This is a genomic window from Actinoallomurus vinaceus, assembly GCF_039542055.1.
In the GTDB taxonomy this organism is placed as follows: Bacteria; Actinomycetota; Actinomycetes; order Streptosporangiales; family Streptosporangiaceae; genus Actinoallomurus; species Actinoallomurus vinaceus.
Map to the genome: position 1 here is coordinate 76750 of NZ_BAABHK010000022.1, position 18530 is coordinate 95279.

The window sequence follows — 18530 nt, forward strand, 5'->3', positions numbered from 1 at the left end:
GACGGGCTGTTCGGTGGAGGCGATCAGTTGTCCTTGATGCCGTCATCGGCCGGGCCGGTTGCAGGGCCCGGCGCTTCCTCACGAAAGTGGATCTCTCGGTGGGTTCCGTCGCACAGCGGCTTGCCGGCCGAATGCCCGCAGCGGCACAGCGTCATCCTGTTCCGGGTCTCCAGCGGCCGTCCGTCCGCGCGCTGGACGGGCACGCCGCCGGTGACCCACAGCGCGCTGGCCAGGCCGCCCTCCTCCTCGAGGACCGAGATGGCCTGCGGGAGGTCGGGCTCGACCGAATCGCCGCCGCGTCGCAGGGCGAAGCTGTACGACCCGGAGGGGCAGTGGTCGATCCGTCCCATGATGTTGGAGCGCACGTCGCTGTCCTCGGTGTCGGCGAGCATCTCGGCGATCGGCCTGGTGCGTCCGATGCAGAACGCGGCGTGGACGCAGAGTTCGCCGACACGCTGAGCCGAGATGCCCACGCCGTCGTGCACGTGCTGTAGTTCCTCGTACGGCCGGACGTCGGCGGACTCCGTGCCGTCGAACCCGACCCGGGCGTGCGTCCCGTCGCAGAACGGCTTGGCGGACGATCGGCCGCAGCGGCACAGCGCGTAGGTGTCCTCGGTGGCCAGCGTCTCGCCGGTCTGCCAGGTCAGCGCGGCGTTGTTCTCGGCGGCGACGATCTTGCGTTTGCGCTTGAGCGGAACTCCGCCGTACACGAGGTAGGGACCGTCGGGGAGCACGACGATCCGCTGCCGGTCGTCGGCGCTCCACCCGCGGTGCTCGGGTGGGACGTACTCGAAGGTGGGGCCGGCCGTCGTGCCCTCCCCGTCGGGCATCCGCATCAGCGCCTGGGCCTGCGCCTTGAGCCTGTACATGGTGGCCGTGGCGACCGCGAGCAGCCTCGGGCTGCCGTTGAACGCCTGTTCCAGCAGATGCAGGAGGGTGCAGTACGTGTGGTCGAACTCCTCCTGGGCCGTACGGATCGCGCTGCCCGGAGCATGATCGGCGAGTCGCGGGTTGGGCCGCATCGGGAGGACGCCGAGGAGATCCACGGTGATCGTCTCGCCGGTGGGCCCGGAGCGCGGGGTGTCGCCACGCCGGTAGCGCCGGCCTGCTCTGAGTTCCTGGAAGCGGTAGTAGTGGGCGACCTCGTCCCGGTCGGGATGGTGGACGTCCGGGTCCCCGTCCCAGACCGCGCCGCGGGACGTACCCTCGCCCTCCTCCACGATCTCCTCCAGCGCGGCCAGCGCCGAGGCCAGGTCGTTGACGGCGATCATCCGTCCGGCGGTTTGCCGGAAGTGTCCGGCGTGCACCTGGCGAGCCGAATCGCCGCGGAAGACCTCCCGCTCACCGAGCCGGTCGCACAGGTGGCGCAGCCCGACCTCGATCGCGTCGTAGAACTGCCCGATCGTCTCGTAGCCGTCGCCCTCCGGCGGGGCGCCGGGCGGTGCCGGCCGTTCGAGCCGGAGGAACATGTCGAGTGCCTCGGGCCCGAACGGAAGCAGCGACAGTTCCAGGGAGGGGTCACCGTGCGGCAGCCGCCGGGGATGCGGCGGCAGCATCCGCGGCGAGTCCAGCCGCGGCCGCCCGCCGACGGCGTTGAGCAGGTTCGCGGCCAGCGTCAGGTGGAGCATCTCTTCGATGAAGACTCCGGCCACCGCCTCGACTGCTTCGGGATTGCGTTCCGGGTCGAGCGAGTAGAGCGCGCACAGGTACGGCGGCAGGGTCGCGTGTTCCAGCTCGATCGCCCACTGCAGGTGCTCACGGAGATCGTCGAGCGTGGCGATCCGCCCGGGCGTGACGGGAGCAGCGGCGTGCTGCCGCCGGGCTGAGTGATTCATGGGTGTCTCGCTTCCGTTCGCCATCCGGTCGCCAGCTAAGACAGGCCACCCGTCCGGGCTGTGACAACTCGGACGAGAAATCCTCACGGTCGCGGTTGTTCGGTGCGAACTGTCACAGGAGAGGGCGCTGCCCTGTCTTTGTCAGCGGGACGGACGTATGGAGCGACGGGAGCAAGGCGTGCCGCCGACAGACACCAGGTACCGGATCCGGGTCCGGATGACCCCGCGCGCGATCGACGAGCCGCACCGCGTCTCGAGCCCGCTCGAGCTACTGTTCGACCTCACCTTCGTGGTGGCCGTCGCGGCCGCCACCGGCCAGTTCGCACACGACGTCATCGACGGGCACGCCCTGGCCGGGCTCGCGCCGTTCCTGCAGGTCTTCTTCGCCGTGTGGTGGGCGTGGATGAACTTCACCTGGTTCGCGTCGTCGTACGACACCGACGACGTCGCCTACCGGCTGCTGACCATGGTGCAGATGGGCGGCGTGCTGGTGCTGGCCGCGGGTGTGCCTGCCGCGGCCGACCGTTCCGACTACGGCGCCGTCACGCTCGGTTACATCATCATGAGGTCGGCTCTCGTCGCCCAATGGCTGCGGGCCGGGGTCGAGGACTCCGCGGGCCGCCGCACCGCGCTGCGCTACGCCGGCGGCATCTCCGTCCTCCAGGCGGGCTGGATTCTGCGTCTCGTTCTCGCCGAGACCGGCAACCTGCCGTCACCGGCCCAGGTGCCGTCCTTCATCGGCCTGGCCGTTCTGGAGCTGGCGGTGCCGCGGTGGGCGGAGCGGACCACGCCCACCAACTGGCACCCGCACCACATCGCCGAACGCTACGGCCTGTTCACGCTCATCATCTTCGGCGAGAGCGTGCTCGCCACATCCAACGGAGTCGACAGGGCGCTCGAAGCGGCCGAGCTCAGCGGTCCCCTCGTCATCATCGCCGTTTCCGGCCTCGTCCTGCTGTTCGCCCTCTGGTGGCTCTACTTCCTCCCACCGGCCGGCGAGGGTCTGGGCGACCGGCGCCACCGGTCCTACCTGTGGGGGTACGGCCACTACGGCATCTTCGCGAGCCTCGCGGCGCTCGGCGCCGGCCTCAAGGTCGCGGTCGAGCAGACCGGGCACGACCTCAATGCCACCCCCCTTGCGGTCTGCTATGCCGTGGCGATCCCCGCCGCGACGTTCGTCATCTCGCACTGGCTCGTCCACACGCCGCTCTTCGCCGAACCCGTCATCCACCCGGCCGCGGCCCTGTCCGCCGCCACCGCCGTCCTGCTCCTTCCGCTCGCGGCGCCGCGGACCGGAGTGGCCGCCGTCATCGCGGCGATCGCAGGCGTCTGCGCCCTGATGACCGCCGTCACCATCCTCCCGAAAGCCGGCCGCACTCGATTTCACAAGATCAGTCCTGTAGGTCCTCGGCGCTCCGCCGGTGAGCACTACAACCCCGATAGGTTCAACGGCACCGGAGTCTGAGCGGTCCGGACCGCCGCATGCGCCCGTCTGACAATCGGCGCTCATCCTAGTTTGAGCATGAGGTCCATCACCTGAGTGGCTTTGATCGAGTCGACGCCGCGTGAGGAGTCCGAGCACACGAGGAGCGGCCCGTCGGCGGGATCGTCCGGCAGGCGCCCGTGGGTGCCCCTGACGCACGACGGATCGATCGGCACGACCTGCATGCTGTAGCGCAGGCCCAGGGACTTGCGGGCCAGAGCGGTGGCCGCGCGGGCCTTCACGAGCGGGTCGTGCGGGTCGAAGAAGAGCTCGGCCGGGTCATAGCCGGGCTTGCGATGGATGTCGACGGTCCGGGCGAAGTCGGGAGCCCTGTCGTCGTCCAGCCAGTAGTAGTAGGTGAACCACGCGTCCGGATCGGCGATCAGGACGAGCTCGCCCGCCCGCTCGTGGTCCAGGCCGTAACGGGCCTTGCCGGTCGCGTCCAGCACTTCTGCGACGCCGGGTAGTTCGGCGCACACGTCGCGGACACGCTTCAGATCGGCGCCGTCGCGTATGTAGACGTGCGCGATCTGGTGGTCGGCGACGGCGAAGGCGCGGGACGTCCACGGGTCGAGGAGTTCCCGCCCGGCCTGTCGGTGCACCTCCAGCAGCCCGGCGCGGCGGAGGGCTCGGTTGATGTCGACAGGTCTGCGGGCATCGGTGATGCCGTACTCGGACAGCGCGATGATCGCTGCGTCCTGGGCGAGGGCGTCGTCCAGCAGCGGTCCGAGCACGGTGTCGACCTCGGCCGCGGCCCGGATCGCCTGGGGCGAGTCGGGCCCGTGTCGTTGCAGGTCGTAGTCGAGGTGCGGCACGTAGACGAGGAGGCAGTCCGGGCGGTGCCGGGAAAGGACACGCCGGGCGGCCGCGACGATCCATTTCGAGGAGGTGAGGCCGGCGGTCGGTCCCCAGTAGGTGAACAGCGGGAACGGCCCGAGTTCGCTCGTGAGTTCATCGTGGAGTTCGGGGGGACGGGTGTAGCAGTCCGGCGACTTGCGGCCGTCGGCATGGTAGATCGGCCGGGGTGTGACGAGCAGGTCCGTGGCCGCACCCATCGCGTACCACCAGCAGATGTTGGCGACCTTCCATCCAGGCCGGTCCCGGCGCGCGAGATCCCAGAGTTTCTCACCGTGGACGAGCGCGTTGTGCTGGCGCCACAGGTGGATCTCGCCGAGCTCGCGGAAGTACCAGCCGTTGCCGACCACGCCGTGGTCGCGGGGCGGCCGTCCGGTCAGGAAGGTGGCCTGGACCGAGCAGGTGACGGCCGGCAGCACCGGCCGCAGGTCGGCTTGGAACCCGGCTGCGGCGAGTCGGCGCAGGTTCGGCATGTGAGCCATGAGCTTCGGGGTGACGCCGACCACGTTCACCACGACGAGGGGTTTCATCGAACCTCCTTCAGGCCGAGCGCGAGCAGGTGATCACGGGTCCAGGCGAGTTCGGCGGCCAGCCCGGCCACCAGCCCCGCATCACTCCCGGGCGGGTTCGGCAGGACATGCCAGGTGTAGGTCTCCACCTCGAGGTGGCGGGTCCGGGCGGTCGGGCCTCCGAACAGCGCGTCCAGCGCCGACTCGAGCACGTCCGAGGTGCTCTCCAGCGGCGGCCGCGGCTGCGCGTGCAGGGGCAGGTGGTAATGGACCCGCCACGGTGCACGGCCGGGCAGCCGACCGCCGATCGCCTGGTCGAGATCATCGACAGAGCCGGCGCCGCGCTCGCCCGTCTGGTGCAGGAAGCGCGGCTCCTGATAGTCGGCGAGCGCCCGCAGCGTGGCCGGATCCGCCGGATCACGCGCCTCCATCGCGCAGGACGCCTGGACCTTCACGATCGGCAGACCTGCCGCTTCGAGCCCGGCCAGCGCTGCATGCGGGTCTTCGAACCCGACGGCGAGGTGACAGACGTCGACGCAGACGCCCACCCAACCGGTGTACAGGAAGGCGAGGCCCTTCGCAGCGTCCTCGGCGGTCGTGAGGACGCAGCCGGGCTCGGGCTCCAGGCCGACGCGGACGATGCGACCCGTCGCCGCCGACAGCGCGGCCAGGCCTACGGCCAGGTCGGCCAGATGCCCACGAGCGAGCGCGGCCCGTCCGAAGTCCCAGGGATCGCGCCATGCGAGCGGGAGCGTCGACACGCTGCCCTCGGCGACGTCCGCGGGCAGCAGATGAGCGAGCACGGTCGCGGCGTCGAGCGTATAGCGCAGGCGCTCGGGCGTGGTCCAGTCGGGATGGTAGACGCGTTTCTTGACCGCGGGGCTCTGGAATCCCTGGTAGGGAAACGCGTTGAGGGTGACGACCTCCAGGCCCCGGGTGCGCAGTTCGGCGCCGAGTCGCCGCGCGGCGCCGGGGTCGGCGGCCAGGGCCCGCGCGACGTCGGCGGCCAGCCACAGCCCGAGTCCGAGCACGGGCACGTCGAGGCGCTCTCTGACCGGTTCGGCGAAGCGGTCCAGCTGGGCGAGGATGCCGTCGAGGTCTTCGGCCTGGTGGACGTTGGTGCAGTAGGAGAGGTGGATCGTCGCACCGTCGGGGTGACGCAGGCGCATGTCAGGACCGCTTCGGGGTGCCGCGGTGCACCGAGTTGCCGGCGAAGGCGTCGGCCGCGAAGCCGAGCGGATCGAGCCGGCCGCTCTGCCCGTAGAAGGCGCGGGGGTTGCGCCAGAGGATCTTGTCGACGTCGTCGAAGATGAACCCGGCTGTCAGCATCGCTTCCGCAACGCGGCGGGTCTTCAGCGGGTCGCTGCGTCCCCAGTCGGCGGCGGAGTTCACCAGCGTGCGGTCGGTGCCGTACTCCTTCAGGATGGCGACCATGCGGTCCTCGTCCATCTTGGTGTCGGGATAGATCGAGAACCCTGCCCAGCAACCGGAGTCGACGACCATCCGTACGGTCATCTCATTGAGGTGGTCGACGACGACCCGCTCCGGTGGAATTCCGGACTCACGGACGACGTCCAGGGTGCGGCGGGTACCGGTCGCCTTGTCGCGGTGCGGGGTGTGCACGAGCGCCGGCAGCTCGTGCTCGACGGCCATCTCCAACTGGTGGGCGAAGGCGATGTCCTCGTCGGCGGTGATGGCGTCGTAGCCGATCTCCCCCACGGCCACCACGCGCTCCTTGACCAGGTACCGGGGCAGGAGGTCGAGGATCCCGACGCAGCGCGGATCGTTGGCCTCTTTCGGGTTGAGGGCGAGCGCACAGTGGTGGGTGATGCCGAACTGCGCGGCCCGGAACGGCTCCCAGCCGATGAGCGAGTCGAAGTAGTCGACGAAGGAGCCGACGCTGGTGCGCGGCTGGCCGAGCCAGAACGCCGGCTCCACGACCGCGCAGACCCCGGCGGCGTTCATCTCCTCGTAGTCGCCGGTGGTTCGGGACGTCATGTGGATGTGGGGGTCGAATATCCGCATTCAGGTCTCCTGGGAGTCGAGGAGGATACGAAGGTCGGTGGGTACGGAGCGTCCTGCGGCGGCGCGTTCGGCCGCGTAATCGCGGAACATGCGGATCAGCTCAGGGTCGCTGCGCCGGTCGAGTCCCGCCACCGCGACGAGCGGTACGCCCATGAACAGGCATTTGAGGACGCCGTCTCGCCAGGAACGCTGATCGAGCTGTTCGGCGGCATAGGGGCCGAGAGCCACGGCGATCAGCCGCGGATCGTTGGTGCGGAGGGCGTCCCGGACGAGCGGGACCGCCTCGTCGCCGATGGCGAGCAGCGGCAGCGTCCGCAGGACCGCGCGCCGTTCGAGGGTGTCGCCCTGCCGGTAGACCGCCGCGACCGTCTCGACCAGCTCAGGACCGTCGAGAGGCAGAGAACACAGCATGAGCGCCCGGACCGCGTCATCGGCCGTCCAGTCCGGGAGGTCACACCCCAGTGGAGCGCGTCCGCAGCGCAGCCCCGCGACGGCCGACAGCTCGAAGAGAGCGGGCGGGTGGGCGGCCACCGCGGCGCAGGACGCTTCCGCCCAGCGCATCGCCGCGGGCGAGAGGAGATCGGTCAGCCTGCCGTGGATCTGTTCCGTCTTCATGCGGGAGGTCCCTCCATGCCGGCCGCGATCAGGAACGCCAGGGCCCGCTCGGCGACGCCCGGGGCGTCATGGCTGTGGCGGGGCAACTCGACCGAGACCAGCCCGCGGTAGGAGATCTCCTCGAGCGCCGCCAGCACGGGCGGGAAGTCGATCTCCCCGTCACCGAACTCGAGATGGACGTGCTCACCGCGCCGCATGTCGTCGATCTGCACGTTGACCAGCCGGTCCCCGGCGCGTCGCACGCAGTCGGGCACCGGAAGCGGCTCGTTGCACCGGCAGTGCCCGATGTCGAGGGTCAGGCCGAGCCTGGGCGGGTCGCCGAGTCGCGAGTGCAGCCGCTCGAACCCGGTCAGGTCGTCGACGAGCATGCCGGGTTCGGGTTCGAACCCGAGCGTCACGCCGCGTCGGTCGGCGTGGGCGAGGACGGCGGCGCAGTGCTCGGTCAGCCGCTCCCACGCGGCCGAGACCGGAAGACCGCTCGGCCGTACGCCGCTCCAGAAGGAGACCGCTTCGGCGCCGAGGTCGGCGGCGACGTCGATGGCGGTTCGAAGGAACTCCACCCGCCGGTCCGCGCCCTCGGCGGAAAGAAGGGTGGGCTCGTGCTTGCGCCGCGGGTCGAGAAGGTAGCGCGCGCCGGTCTCGACCACGACGGCCAGTTCCAGCTCGGCGAGCCGAGCGGCGAGTGCTGCCACCCGGCGGCCCAGGTCCGGGGCGAACGGGTCGAGGTGGGCGTGGTCGAGGGTGAGCGCCACCCCGGCATATCCGAGGTCCGCGATGACGGAGAGAGCATCGTTGAGCCGATGGTCGGCGAATCCGTTGGTGCCGAATCCGAATCTCAGGCCGCCGGATGTCATGTCGCCGCCACCTTCCCGGCCAGCCATCGGGCGGCAGGAAAGGCCGCGGCGAGCGCGAGCCCGGCGCGGACCGCACCGGAACGCGCCGTGAGTGCGGCCTGCAGGGGTAGGAGCCCGACGATTCCCGCGCCGACCGCCGCCCGGATCCGCCCGGCCGTGGGCTGCTGAACCGCCGCGGACTGCGGCCCCGCCACCGTCGCCGCATAGACCGCGGCGAGCCCTGCCGTCGCCGGCCATGAAGCCGAGCGCCACGGACGGGTCCCGGCCAACGTGGCCGAGGCGACCACCGCCGTACCCGCGAGTGCGGCCAACGGCACCTCACGGCGCGTCCCGCGTACCTCGCCGAGCGACAAGGTGGTCACGACCAGCACGTGTCCGCCCAGGGTCAGAGCCGGGGCGACCGCCTCGGCCCGCGGACCGGACCCCATGAGGACGTTCAGCGTACGCGCGGCGGCCATGCCGGCCGGTCCCGCCACGGTGTTCTTCAGCACCAGGTCGTACAGCCAGACCGTTGCCGCCAGCGGCACCACGACCCGCAACGCCGGGCGGCCGCCCGACAGCCCGGCCACGGCGACTCCCGCGACGGTCAGGCCGGACGCCACGGTCAGGGCCAGCCGCGGGGTGACGCGGCCGGACGGGATCGGGCGCTCCGGCCGTTCACGCCGGTCCAGGTCACGGTCGGCGTAGTCGTTGAGTGCCATTCCCGCCCAGTACAGGCACACCGAACCGGCCGCGCAGCCCAGCCAACGACGGCCGATCGGGAATCCGGCCGCGGCCGCTCCGGCCAGGACGTCACCGGGAACCGTCAGCGCGGCCGGTGCGCGCACCAGTTCGACGAGGTCGCGGAGGCCCGTCACAGCCGCCTCGCCCAGTCGCACAGGATCGTGTACTGCTCGGCCAGCCGATGCTCCTCGGCGCCGAGAGGGTCCTTGAAGAAGAACCCGAGAGCGGGCTGGACGCCCAGCTCGCCCGCCTCGTGTGCCCGTGCGGTCAGCCGCGCCAGGTCGAGGACGAGCGGTGCCGCGAGCGTCGAGTCGCAGCCCTGCCAGGTGACCTGCATGGTCATCCGGGTGCCGAGGAAGCCTTCGAATCCGACGTGGTCCCAGGCGGTCTTCCACTCGCCGAGATCGGGCACGTAGTCGATGTGGGTGGCGCCCGCCACGTCATCGCCGAGCATCGCGGTCAGACCGCGCTGTTTGGAGACGCTCTTGCTCTCGGCGGCCGCGGGGTCGGCCAGTGTGGCTCCGTCCCCGCCGCCGAGCAGGTTGGTGCCCGACCAGGACAGGACACGCAGCGCCCGAGCGGTGAACATCGGCGCGAGCGCCGCACGCACCAGGGTCTGGCCGGTCTTGGCGTCACGGCCTGCGAAAGGGACCGCCTTCTGCCGGGCCAATGCGGCCAGCGCCGGCAACCGGGCCCCGGTCGACGGCGTGAAGTCCACGTACGGGCAACCGGCCTGGAACGCCGCGTGCGCGTACAGCGAACTCGGCGGCAGCACCCCGGGCTCCCGCGCCATGGCATGCTCCAGCTCGGGCAGGCTGTCGTACTCCGGCCGGTGGACGGCGGGCGGTTCGGTCGAGGAGACGTTCACGACGACGACCCGGGCGAGGCGGTGCCGTTCACGAAAGCCGGTGAGGTCGGCGGCCAGCGCGGCGGACGCCTCGGCCTGACAGCGGCGATCATCTCCTTTGGCGCCACCGCGCAGCTCGGAGTCGATTGTGGCCAGGTCGTGGCGTACGGCCGTGACGAGATCGGCCGGTATCACGCCCGCAGCCGCCAGTTGCTCCGCCCGCTTCGGCAGCGGCGTCTGCGTGATGTCGTGGCCGCCGAACACCAGTGAACCGAGGGGCGGCAGCGCTGTCCCGGCGAACTCCGGGCTCTCGGTCACCATTCCGACGGGCGCGACCATTCCCGCACTGATGGCCAGGGCTCCGGAGATCGCGGTCGTGGCGACGGACCCGCGGGCGCCGACGAGCCACACGCCGGTGCGACGCTCGTCATGGTTCATTCGCGGACCTCCTTTGCGGTACGGGGTCACGGCTCGCGGGTGAACGCGGAGTCGAAGGACGCGGCGGGCGGCTCGATGCGGTTCAGGTCCTGCACGAACCGCAGCGCCTCGGGCGCCCCGAGCAGGCGGTCCATGCCCGCGTCCTCCCACTCGATCGAGATGGGGCCGTCGTAGCCGATGGAGTTGAGTGCGCGGAAACAGTCCTCCCAGGGCACGTCACCCCGCCCGGTGGACACGAAGTCCCAGGCTCGGCGCGGGTCGCCCCAGGGCAGGTGGGACGAGAGCCGGCCGCGGCGCCCGTCGCGCGCCCTGATCCTGGTGTCCTTGCAGTCGACGTGGTAGATCCGGTCGGCGAACTCGAGGATGAAGGTCGCCGGGTCGATGTCCTGCCAGACCATGTGGGAGGGGTCCCAGTTCAGACCGAAGGCGGGCCGCCGTTCGACGGCCTCCAGGGTCCGTTCCGTCGTCCAGAAGTCGTAGGCGATCTCACTGGGGTGCACCTCGAGAGCGAACCGGACGCCTTCGGCGTCGAACACGTCGAGGATCGGGTGCCAGCGCTCGGCGAACTCGGCGTAGCCGCGGTCGATGGCGGCGGCGGGCATCGGGGGGAACAGCGCCACGGTGTGCCAGATCGGCGAGCCGGTGAATCCGACGACCGTCCGCACCCCCAGCGCCGCCGCGGCCCGCGCGGTGTCCGCCATCTCCTGGGCCGCCCGCCGCCGGACCTCCTCAGGCTCCCCTGTCCCCCAGACGCGTTCGGGCAGTATCGCCCGGTGCCGTTCGTCGATCGGGCGATCGCAGACCGCCTGGCCGACGAGATGGTTGGAGATCGCCCAGACCTTCAGCCCGTACTTGTCCAGGATCCGACGACGGCCGGCCACGTAATCGGCCTCGCCGAGGGCCCGGTCGACCTCGAAGTGGTCGCCCGAGCAGGCGATCTCCAGCCCGTCGTATCCCCAGCCGGCCGCCAGCCGGCACACCTCCTCGAACGGCAGATCCGCCCACTGGCCGGTGAACAGGGTGATCGGTCGTGTCATGCTCGCTTCTCCTCTCGTGTCCGAGGTCCGGTGTCGGTGTTCCGTGGCGGTCCTGGGGACGGGTGAAGGGGCCGGCCCGGTGACCGGGCCGGCCCGGAAATCGCACCCCAACGGACTCCGGCTCAGCCGAAGGCCGGCCGCCCGTCGATGGCCTGGACGGTGCGGAGCGTCACCTCGATCGGGTGCCGCCGGCGGCGTGGGCGAGTGTGAAGTCGTCGACGTCGAAGAGCCCGCCCCCGGATCCGGTGAACACCAGGTAGAGCCGGTGCGTGCCGGCGATCGGGGTCAGGGTGGTGGAGACGTCGGTGTAGTTCTCCCAGCCGCCGGTGGTCGGCACCGCGACGCTGCCCAGCAGCGGGCCGGTGGGCGAGTCGGCACGCACCTGGATACCGCCGCCCGGGCCCCCGGAGGCGACGCGGGCGGTGAACCGGGCGACACCGTCCAGCTTCACGTTGTCGTAGGCGGCCCAGTCTCCGGGATCCACGAAGCCGAGGACCGTGCCGTCGTGCGCGGGGGCGTGCGGGTAGGTCGCGACCCCGCTCTGACTCGACCAGTTCTCCGCCTGGATCGTGGTGTCCGCGGTGAGCTGCTTGATCCGTACGTTGCGGAACGACACGTGATCGGCGTCGGAATGGTTCTGCAGCCCGAGGTACCCACCGGCCAGCCGGTTCGGGTCCTTGCTGACGAAGTCGTTGATCTTCACGCCGTTGAGGTAGACCTGGATGCGCGGCGCGTCGACGACGATCTCGTAGGCGTTCCAGGACCCTGGCGGGTTGAGCGCGGCGTCGCGGGCCTTGGTATCGGGCGCCTGGAATCCGTAGATGGAGCCGGTGGTGTGGTCGGGGCTGTCCGTGGCGTCGATCTGGATCTCGTATCCCTTGTTGACCGCCGTCCACGGGTCGCCGCCCGGATCGGGGAAGCCGACGAACACCCCGGAGTTGTCGTCGCCCTGCATCTTCCAGTCGACCTTGAGCGAGTAGTGGTTGGTGAACTGCTTGGCGGAGTGCCACAGCAGCCCCATGCCGCCCTGCGTGCCGAGGGTCGCGTCGGTGTTGCTGAAGCCGCCGGGACCGGCCTGGGTCCAGCCGGTGAGCGAGCCGTTGTAGAGCGGGGTGTAGCCCGTCTCGGGACGGCAGTCGGCCTTGACCGCCCCGGCGGCGTAGCGGATGCCGCCGAGGATCATGGTGCGGAAGGCCGGGTCGGCGTAGGACTCCGTAGTGTGGCCCATGCCGGTGTACCAGGATCGGCCGCCCTGGAAGCCCTGGCACCAGGTGATCGGGTGGTCTCCCATCCGGTCGGCGCCGGGGTCGTAGCTCGACTCGTCCAGGGAGGCGAGGACGTGGGCGACGCTCCTGGGGTCGGACCGGTAGTTGTACCACTCGTCCGTCCTGGTCCACGGGGTGGACGCCAGGTGCGCGGTGCTGGGGTGGGCACGGTCCTCGGGGACGACCTTGGCCTGCTGGATCGCGGGATGGCTCTTGAACCAGGCGCCGACGAGCCCGCCGTAGAAGGGCCAGTCGTACTCGGTGTCGGCGGCCGCGTGGATGCCCACGAAGCCTCCGCCGCCGTGGATGTAGCGCTCGAAGGCGGCCTGCTCGGTGTCGCCCAGGACGTCGCCGGTCGTGAGGGCGAAGACGACGGCCTTGTAGCGGGCGAGGTTGGCCGCGGTGAACTTGGTGTCGTCCTCGGTGGCGTCGACCGTGAAGTTGTTCGCCGCGCCCAGGTCCCGGATCGCCTGGACCGCGGCGGGGATCGAGTCGTGGCGGAAGCCGGCGGTCTTGCTGAACACGAGGACCTTGTAGGCCGGGCCGGCCGCGTGGGCGGGAGCTGCGGCAGGGACCGTCATGACGGTGGAGACGCCCAGAGTCAGGGCGAGAAGGATTCGTCTCATGGCAGGAACCACTTCTGGGTTGAGCCGGTGGTGCAGTCGCTGATGACCAGCGGGGTGCCGTCCTTGGTGCCGTCGCCGGTGGGCGTGAGGCAGCGTCCGGACTGCGGGTTCTTGAGCGTGCCGTCGGCCTGCGGGAGCCACACCTGAGCCCCGGTGGTGTTGCAGCCGAACAGCTGGGCCTTGGTGCCGTTGCCGGTGCCGCCGCCGGCGACGTCCACACACTTGTTGAGGACGTGGATGTGGCCGTCACCGGACGGCGCCATGTTCTGGGCGGCCCTTCCGTCGCAGGTGTAGAGCTTGATGGCGGTGTTGTCGCGGCCGTCGGCGCACTTGGCACCGGCGCCGACGATCTGGCCGGGGCCGGTCGACCGGTCGAGGGTGAACTCGTCCACGTCGAACAGGGCGCCGCTGCCGCCCTTGAACACCAGAGTCAGGCCCGAGGTCTGACCGGCCGACAGCCGCGTCGTCACCTCCTGGAAGTTCTCCCAGCTCCCGGTCACCGGGACGGCGACGGAGCCGAGGACCGGCCCGGTGGCCGATCCGGCATGGACCTCGATCGTTCCGCCCGCTCCCGCCGAGGAGACCCGGGCGCTGAACCCGGTGACGTTGCCGAGCTGGGTCCCGGAGAAGGAGATCCAGTCGCCGTTGTCGATGTAGCCCACCGTCTTGCCGCCGTCCGCGGGAGCGTGGTCGGCGAGTTGGACACCCGACTGGGAGGTGAAGGTCTCGGCCTGGGCGAGCGGGCTGAAGCCGAACTCGTCCACGTCGAACAGCGCCCCGCTGCCGCCCTTGAAGACCAGGTACAGCTTGGTCGGGCCGAGCGGCTGGTTGGAGAGGGCCGTCGAGACGGTCGTGAAGTTCTCCCAGCCGCCGGTCACCGGCACCTTCACCGAACCCATGAGCGTGCCGGTCGGCGATCCGGCGCGGACCTCGATGGTCCCGCCGGCGCCGGCCGAGGAGACGCGGGCGCTGAACACCGACGAGTCCACGGTGTAGGGGTCGAACTCGATCCAGTCGCCGTTGTCGATGTCGCCCACCGTCCGGCCGCCCTCGGCGCCGTTGTGGTTGATCTGGTCGACCCCGCTGGAGGTCTTGTAGAACTCGGCCTGCTTGGTGCGCGGCTGCAGGATGCGCTTGGCATGGGTCGTCAGGGCAGGTTGGCCGTTGGCGCCCTTGTCGGTGTACTCGACGTCGAAGACGCCGTAGGTGTTGGCGTCGGCGGCGTGCTCGCCGTCGACCTCGGTCTGGATGACGCCCGAGCAGCCGTGCTGGTCGGTCATCGGGTGCCCGTGAGTGTCGTGGCCGAGGATGTAGTGCATCGTCACCTTGGAGCAGTCGATCGTGCCGTCCTCCGGGTCGGTGACGGTGACCTGCCAGGGGACGGCGTCCCCGAAGGAGAACAGCCGGCCGTCCGGCGGCGTGTTGATCGCGACCGTCGGCGCGGTGTTGCCCACGGTGATGAGCACGCTGGCGGTGCCGGTGTTGTGGTGGCTGTCGGTGACGGTGAGTTTGGCGGTGTACTGGCCGTTGGCGGTGTAGGTGTGCGACGGGTTGGCGGCCGTGGAGGTGCCGCCGTCGCCGAAGTTCCATGCGTAGCTGATCGGGTCGCCGTCCGGGTCGGAGCTGCCCGCCGAGGAGAAGGTCGCCGACAGCGGCGCCTTGCCGGAGGTCTTGTCGGCCGAGGCGGCGGCGACGGGCGCGCGCCCGTTGGCGCCGATGTGGTCGATCCGGTAGAGCGCGGAGTTGGCGTCACCGCCGAAGTTGCCGGTGCCGTAATCCAGCACGTACAGGCTGCCGTCCGGGCCGAAGGCCATGTCCATCACCTGGGTGCCCTTCCAGGGGAAGGTGGTGTCGATGGCACCGGGCGAGCCGTCGGACTTGACCTCGACGGGGCGGATCCACCGGCGGCCGTACTCGCCGAGGAAGACCTTCCCGTCGTAGTCCGCGGGGAACTTCGTCGGTGAGGTCGAGGCGGCGTCGTAGTGGTAGACGGGGCCGCCCATGGGCGACTCCGAGCCGCAGCCGAACTCGGGGACCGAGCAGTTGTCGTACTTGATCCAGGCCGGTTTCGGCGCCGGGAGGTTGCCGATTCCGGTGTTGTTCGGCGAGTCGTTGACCGGCCCGTTCTGGCAGTCGTACTTGTCACCGGACTTGCCGGTGGCGAAGTCGTAGTGGTTGTAGGTCTCGTCGGTGGTGTTGGTGCCGGTGCAGTACGGCCACCCGTAGAAGCCCGGCCCGGTGACCCGGTCGAACTCCACCTGGCCGCCCGGGCCGCGCGTCGGGTTGGCCGAGCCGGCGTCCGGTCCGTAGTCGCCGATGTAGACCGCGCCGGTCTTGCGGTCCACCGACATGCGGAAGGGGTTGCGGAAACCCATGGCGTAGATCTCCGGCCGCGTCTTCGCGGTCCCGGGCGCGAACAGGTTGCCGGACGGGATGCTGTAGCTCCCGTCGGCGCCGACCTTGATGCGAAGCAGCTTGCCGCGCAGGTCGTCGCTGTTGGCGGCGGTCCGCTGGGCGTCGAAGGCCGGGTTGCGGCTCGATCGGGTGTCCAGCGGCGAATAACCGTCGGAGGCGAACGGGTTGCTGTCGTCGCCGGTGGTCATCAGGAGGTTGCCGGCGGCGTCGAAGTCGATGTCGCCGCCGACGTGGCAGCAGATGCCCCGGGTGGTGGGCACCTGGAGGATCTTCTGCTCGCTGGACAGGTCGAGCGTCCCGTCCGTGCCCAGTTTGAACCGCGAGAGCTGGTTGTAGCCCTTGTACGCTGCGAAGTCCGCCGCGGTGCCGTCGTTCGGCGCGTCGCCGGACGGCGTGTTCAGCGGCGGGGCGTAGTAGGCGTAGATCCACCGGTTGGTGGCGAAGTCGGGGTCGGCCGCGATTCCCTGCAGTCCCTCCTCGTCGTGGGAGTAGACCGGGATCTTCGCGGCGACCTTGGTGGTGCCGCTCGCGTCGGTGTAGAACAGCCTGCCGTCTCGCGAGGAGTGGACCACCGAGCGGTCCGGCAGGACGGCCAGGGACATCGGTTCTCCGGCCTGGTCCACACCCTTGGCCAGGGTGACCTGCTGGAACTCCGAGGCGGGTGCGGCGACGGCGACATGGACGGACGAGGGGAGGGCGAACATGGCGGCGATCAGCGCGGCGATCACGCCGATCGCGAATAGGGGATGACGCATGACACTCCTAGCGGGTCAGGAGGCTGGGTGTCGGGAGGCAGATGTACAGAAGGTTGGTGTGTCAGGAAGGTGCGACGGGCTCCCAGCAGCCGGCCTTGGCGCTGGCCTCGACCGCTGCGAGAACTCGCTGGATGTGCAGGCCGTCGGCGAACGACGGCCGCGGATCGGCGCCAGTGCCGATCGCTTCAAGGAGGTCCTTCACCTCGTGAGTGAAGGTGTGGTCGTAGCCCAGGGTGTGTCCGGGCGGCCACCAGGCACCGGAGTACGGGTGTCCGGGTTCGGTGACGAGGATCCGGCGAAACCCTGCTTCGGCCGGATCCTCGGTGTTGTCGTAGAAGTGGAGTTCGTTCAGCGACTCCAGGTCGAAGGACAGGCTGCCGAGCGTGCCGTTGATCTCGAAGCGCAGGCCGTTCTTGCGGCCCGTGGCGAACCGCGTGGCCTCGAAGGACGCCACGCAACCGCCGGTGAGCCGGCCGAGGAACAGCGCCGCGTCGTCCACGGTGACCTCGCCGATGCCGGCGCCGTCCGCGAGCGGACGTTCACGGACGAAGGTCTCCAGCAGCGCCGAGACCTCGGTCAGCCGCTCCCCCGTGACGTACTGGACGGTGTCGATGATGTGGGCGGCGATGTCGCCGAGCGCGCCGGAGCCGGCCCGGTCCTTGCGCAGGCGCCACACCAGCGGGTGCCGCGGGTCGACCAGCCAGTCCTGCAGGTACTGCGCCCGTACGTGACGCAGCCGGCCGAGCCGGCCGTCGGCGACCATCCGCTGCGCGAGGCTGACGGCCGGGACGCGCCGGTAGTTGAAGCCGACCATCGAGCGGACGCCACGGGCGCGGGCCCGCTCGGCGGCCTCGGCCATCTCGGTCGCCTCCGCCACCGAGTTGGCCAGCGGCTTCTCGCACAGCACGTGCTTGCCGGCGTCCAGCGCCGCGATCGCGATCTCCGCGTGGGTGTCTCCCGGGGTGCAGATATCGACGATCTGGACGTCGTCACGCTCCACCAGCCGTCGCCAGTCCGTCTCGACCGAGCCGAAGCCGAGTCGCGCCGCGGCGGCCGCGGCCTGCTCGGCGTCGCGCCCGCACAGCACCGCCGGTATGGGTGTCACCGGCAGGTCGAAGAAGGCCGCGACGTTGCGCCAGGCGTGGGAATGGACGCGGCCCATGAAGGCGTAGCCGACCATGCCGACCCCGAGTGTCGTCATCAGGCGAACCCCACGACCATGTAGTCGTCGACGTTGTCCTTGGTGACGACCGCCGAGTAGGTCGTGACCTGCGCCGGGACCTCGTGCTCGACCATGTCGGTCAGGCCGCGCCCCTGGCCGAGCAGCCGGGCGAGCGAGATCGCCGACGCCGCCATGCTCGGGCTGTACAGGACGGTGGCCTTCAGCGGCGTGTTGTCGGCCTTGATCGCCGTCATCGCGTTGCGCGATCCCGCTCCCCCGACCATGAGGAACTCCTTGTCGCGCGAGGCCTGCCGGATCGCGGCCAGGACCCCGATGCCCTGGTCGTCGTCGTGATTCCAGAGGGCGTCGATCTTCTTGTTGGCCTGCAGCAGCGCCGAGGTGACCTTCTGGCCGGTCTCGGCGGTGAAGTCGGCGGCCTGCCGAGCGGTGACGGACAGTCCGTGGGCGGCCAGTGCCGCCTTGAAGCCGGCGCTGCGGTCCTGGGTGAGCTGGAGGTTGTCCAGCCCGGCCACCTCGACGATCACCGGCTTGGACACGTTCTTGGCCGCCATCTGCTTGGCGATGAAGTTGCCGGCGCTGACGCCCATGCCGTGGTTGTCGCCCTTGATCAGGGTCCGGTAGGCCAGCGGATCGGCGAACTCGCGGTCGAGGTTCACCACCGGGATACCGGCGGCCATGGCCTTCTTGGCGATCTCGGTGAGCGCCTTGCCGTCGAACGGCAGGATGACCAGCGCGCCGACCTTGGCGTCGATCATCGTCTGGACCTGCTGGATCTGCTGGTTGACGTCGTTGGTGCCCTCCGTGGCCTTGAGCGTGACGTCGGAGTAGCGGCCGGCCTGGGTCTTGGCGTTCTCGGAGATGGCCGCGGTCCAGCCGTGGTTGGCGGCGGGCGCGGTGAAGCCGATCGTGACGTGCTTGCCAGGGGAAGCCGGACTCTGCGTCCGCTGATCGGCGGTGTTCTTCGACTCGGCAGGGCTGTTGCTGGTGCAGGCTGCCGCGAGCGCGCCGGCTCCGGCCACGGCTCCGCCGATCAAGAGACGGCGGCGGTCGAGTACGGTCATAGTT

The 18530-nt window shown here is 70.4% G+C and carries 14 protein-coding genes; 1 reads left to right on the forward strand and 13 read right to left on the reverse strand.

Annotated features, from left to right (window positions below; all coding sequences use genetic code 11):
* Positions 1-23: 23 nt before the first annotated feature.
* Positions 24-1835 (reverse strand): ferritin-like domain-containing protein, encoded by a 1812-nt coding sequence (locus tag ABEA24_RS47180; protein WP_345441727.1) that lies wholly within the window; start codon positions 1833-1835, stop codon positions 24-26.
* 178 nt (positions 1836-2013) lie between these two features.
* Between ABEA24_RS47180 and ABEA24_RS47185 the strand changes: the two genes are divergently transcribed.
* On the forward strand, positions 2014-3300 hold the full coding sequence (locus tag ABEA24_RS47185; protein WP_345441730.1) for a low temperature requirement protein A: 1287 nt from the start codon (positions 2014-2016) through the stop codon (positions 3298-3300).
* A gap of 41 nt (positions 3301-3341) precedes the next feature.
* Here the strand turns inward: ABEA24_RS47185 and ABEA24_RS47190 are convergent, their stop codons facing one another.
* The 12 genes from ABEA24_RS47190 to ABEA24_RS47245 form a co-directional block, all read right to left on the reverse strand.
* Positions 3342-4703, reverse strand: a complete 1362-nt coding sequence (locus tag ABEA24_RS47190) for an alkaline phosphatase family protein (protein WP_345441733.1) — start codon at positions 4701-4703, stop codon at positions 3342-3344.
* The gene (eboE, locus tag ABEA24_RS47195; protein WP_345441736.1) at positions 4700-5851 is read right to left on the reverse strand and encodes a metabolite traffic protein EboE; all 1152 of its coding nucleotides are present in this window, start codon (positions 5849-5851) and stop codon (positions 4700-4702) included. The genes ABEA24_RS47190 and eboE overlap by 4 nt, the downstream gene beginning before the upstream one ends.
* Position 5852: 1 nt before the next feature.
* Positions 5853-6707: a TatD family hydrolase gene (locus tag ABEA24_RS47200; RefSeq protein WP_345441739.1), complete on the reverse strand. Its 855-nt coding sequence runs from the start codon at positions 6705-6707 to the stop codon at positions 5853-5855.
* Positions 6708-7322: an EboA domain-containing protein gene (locus ABEA24_RS47205; protein ID WP_345441743.1), complete on the reverse strand. Its 615-nt coding sequence runs from the start codon at positions 7320-7322 to the stop codon at positions 6708-6710.
* Entirely contained in the window at positions 7319-8176 is an 858-nt protein-coding gene (locus ABEA24_RS47210) for a sugar phosphate isomerase/epimerase family protein (protein WP_345441746.1), read from the reverse strand. The genes ABEA24_RS47205 and ABEA24_RS47210 overlap by 4 nt, the downstream gene beginning before the upstream one ends.
* Entirely contained in the window at positions 8173-9033 is an 861-nt protein-coding gene (locus ABEA24_RS47215; protein WP_345441748.1) for an SCO3242 family prenyltransferase, read from the reverse strand. The genes ABEA24_RS47210 and ABEA24_RS47215 overlap by 4 nt, the downstream gene beginning before the upstream one ends.
* Positions 9030-10184, reverse strand: a complete 1155-nt coding sequence (locus ABEA24_RS47220) for an inositol-3-phosphate synthase (protein WP_345441751.1) — start codon at positions 10182-10184, stop codon at positions 9030-9032. Before ABEA24_RS47220 ends, ABEA24_RS47215 begins: the two co-directional genes overlap by 4 nt.
* A gap of 26 nt (positions 10185-10210) precedes the next feature.
* Positions 10211-11221, reverse strand: coding sequence for a sugar phosphate isomerase/epimerase family protein (locus tag ABEA24_RS47225; RefSeq protein WP_345441754.1), 1011 nt, complete (start codon positions 11219-11221; stop codon positions 10211-10213).
* Positions 11222-11390: 169 nt separating this feature from the next.
* On the reverse strand, positions 11391-13112 hold the full coding sequence (locus ABEA24_RS47230) for a ThuA domain-containing protein (RefSeq protein ID WP_345441757.1): 1722 nt from the start codon (positions 13110-13112) through the stop codon (positions 11391-11393).
* The gene (locus ABEA24_RS47235; RefSeq protein WP_345441760.1) at positions 13109-16282 is read right to left on the reverse strand and encodes a carbohydrate-binding protein; all 3174 of its coding nucleotides are present in this window, start codon (positions 16280-16282) and stop codon (positions 13109-13111) included. The genes ABEA24_RS47230 and ABEA24_RS47235 overlap by 4 nt, the downstream gene beginning before the upstream one ends.
* Positions 16283-16343: 61 nt before the next feature.
* Positions 16344-17483: a Gfo/Idh/MocA family protein gene (locus ABEA24_RS47240; protein ID WP_345441763.1), complete on the reverse strand. Its 1140-nt coding sequence runs from the start codon at positions 17481-17483 to the stop codon at positions 16344-16346.
* On the reverse strand, positions 17483-18526 hold the full coding sequence (locus ABEA24_RS47245) for a substrate-binding domain-containing protein (RefSeq protein WP_345441766.1): 1044 nt from the start codon (positions 18524-18526) through the stop codon (positions 17483-17485). The genes ABEA24_RS47240 and ABEA24_RS47245 overlap by 1 nt, the downstream gene beginning before the upstream one ends.
* Positions 18527-18530 lie beyond the last annotated feature (4 nt).

Bases quoted from the DNA above. Each gene is read 5' to 3' on its own strand.
- ABEA24_RS47180 (WP_345441727.1), bottom strand. From the start codon at position 1,835: ATGAATCACTCAGCCCGGCGGCAGCACGCCGCTGCTCCCGTCACGCCC.
- ABEA24_RS47190 (WP_345441733.1), bottom strand. From the start codon at position 4,703: ATGAAACCCCTCGTCGTGGTGAACGTGGTCGGCGTCACCCCGAAGCTC.
- eboE (WP_345441736.1), bottom strand. From the start codon at position 5,851: ATGCGCCTGCGTCACCCCGACGGTGCGACGATCCACCTCTCCTACTGC.
- ABEA24_RS47200 (WP_345441739.1), bottom strand. From the start codon at position 6,707: ATGCGGATATTCGACCCCCACATCCACATGACGTCCCGAACCACCGGC.
- ABEA24_RS47205 (WP_345441743.1), bottom strand. From the start codon at position 7,322: ATGAAGACGGAACAGATCCACGGCAGGCTGACCGATCTCCTCTCGCCC.
- ABEA24_RS47210 (WP_345441746.1), bottom strand. From the start codon at position 8,176: ATGACATCCGGCGGCCTGAGATTCGGATTCGGCACCAACGGATTCGCC.
- ABEA24_RS47220 (WP_345441751.1), bottom strand. From the start codon at position 10,184: ATGAACCATGACGAGCGTCGCACCGGCGTGTGGCTCGTCGGCGCCCGC.
- ABEA24_RS47225 (WP_345441754.1), bottom strand. From the start codon at position 11,221: ATGACACGACCGATCACCCTGTTCACCGGCCAGTGGGCGGATCTGCCG.
- ABEA24_RS47230 (WP_345441757.1), bottom strand. From the start codon at position 13,112: ATGAGACGAATCCTTCTCGCCCTGACTCTGGGCGTCTCCACCGTCATG.
- ABEA24_RS47235 (WP_345441760.1), bottom strand. From the start codon at position 16,282: ATGCGTCATCCCCTATTCGCGATCGGCGTGATCGCCGCGCTGATCGCC.
- ABEA24_RS47240 (WP_345441763.1), bottom strand. From the start codon at position 17,483: ATGACGACACTCGGGGTCGGCATGGTCGGCTACGCCTTCATGGGCCGC.
- ABEA24_RS47245 (WP_345441766.1), bottom strand. From the start codon at position 18,526: ATGACCGTACTCGACCGCCGCCGTCTCTTGATCGGCGGAGCCGTGGCC.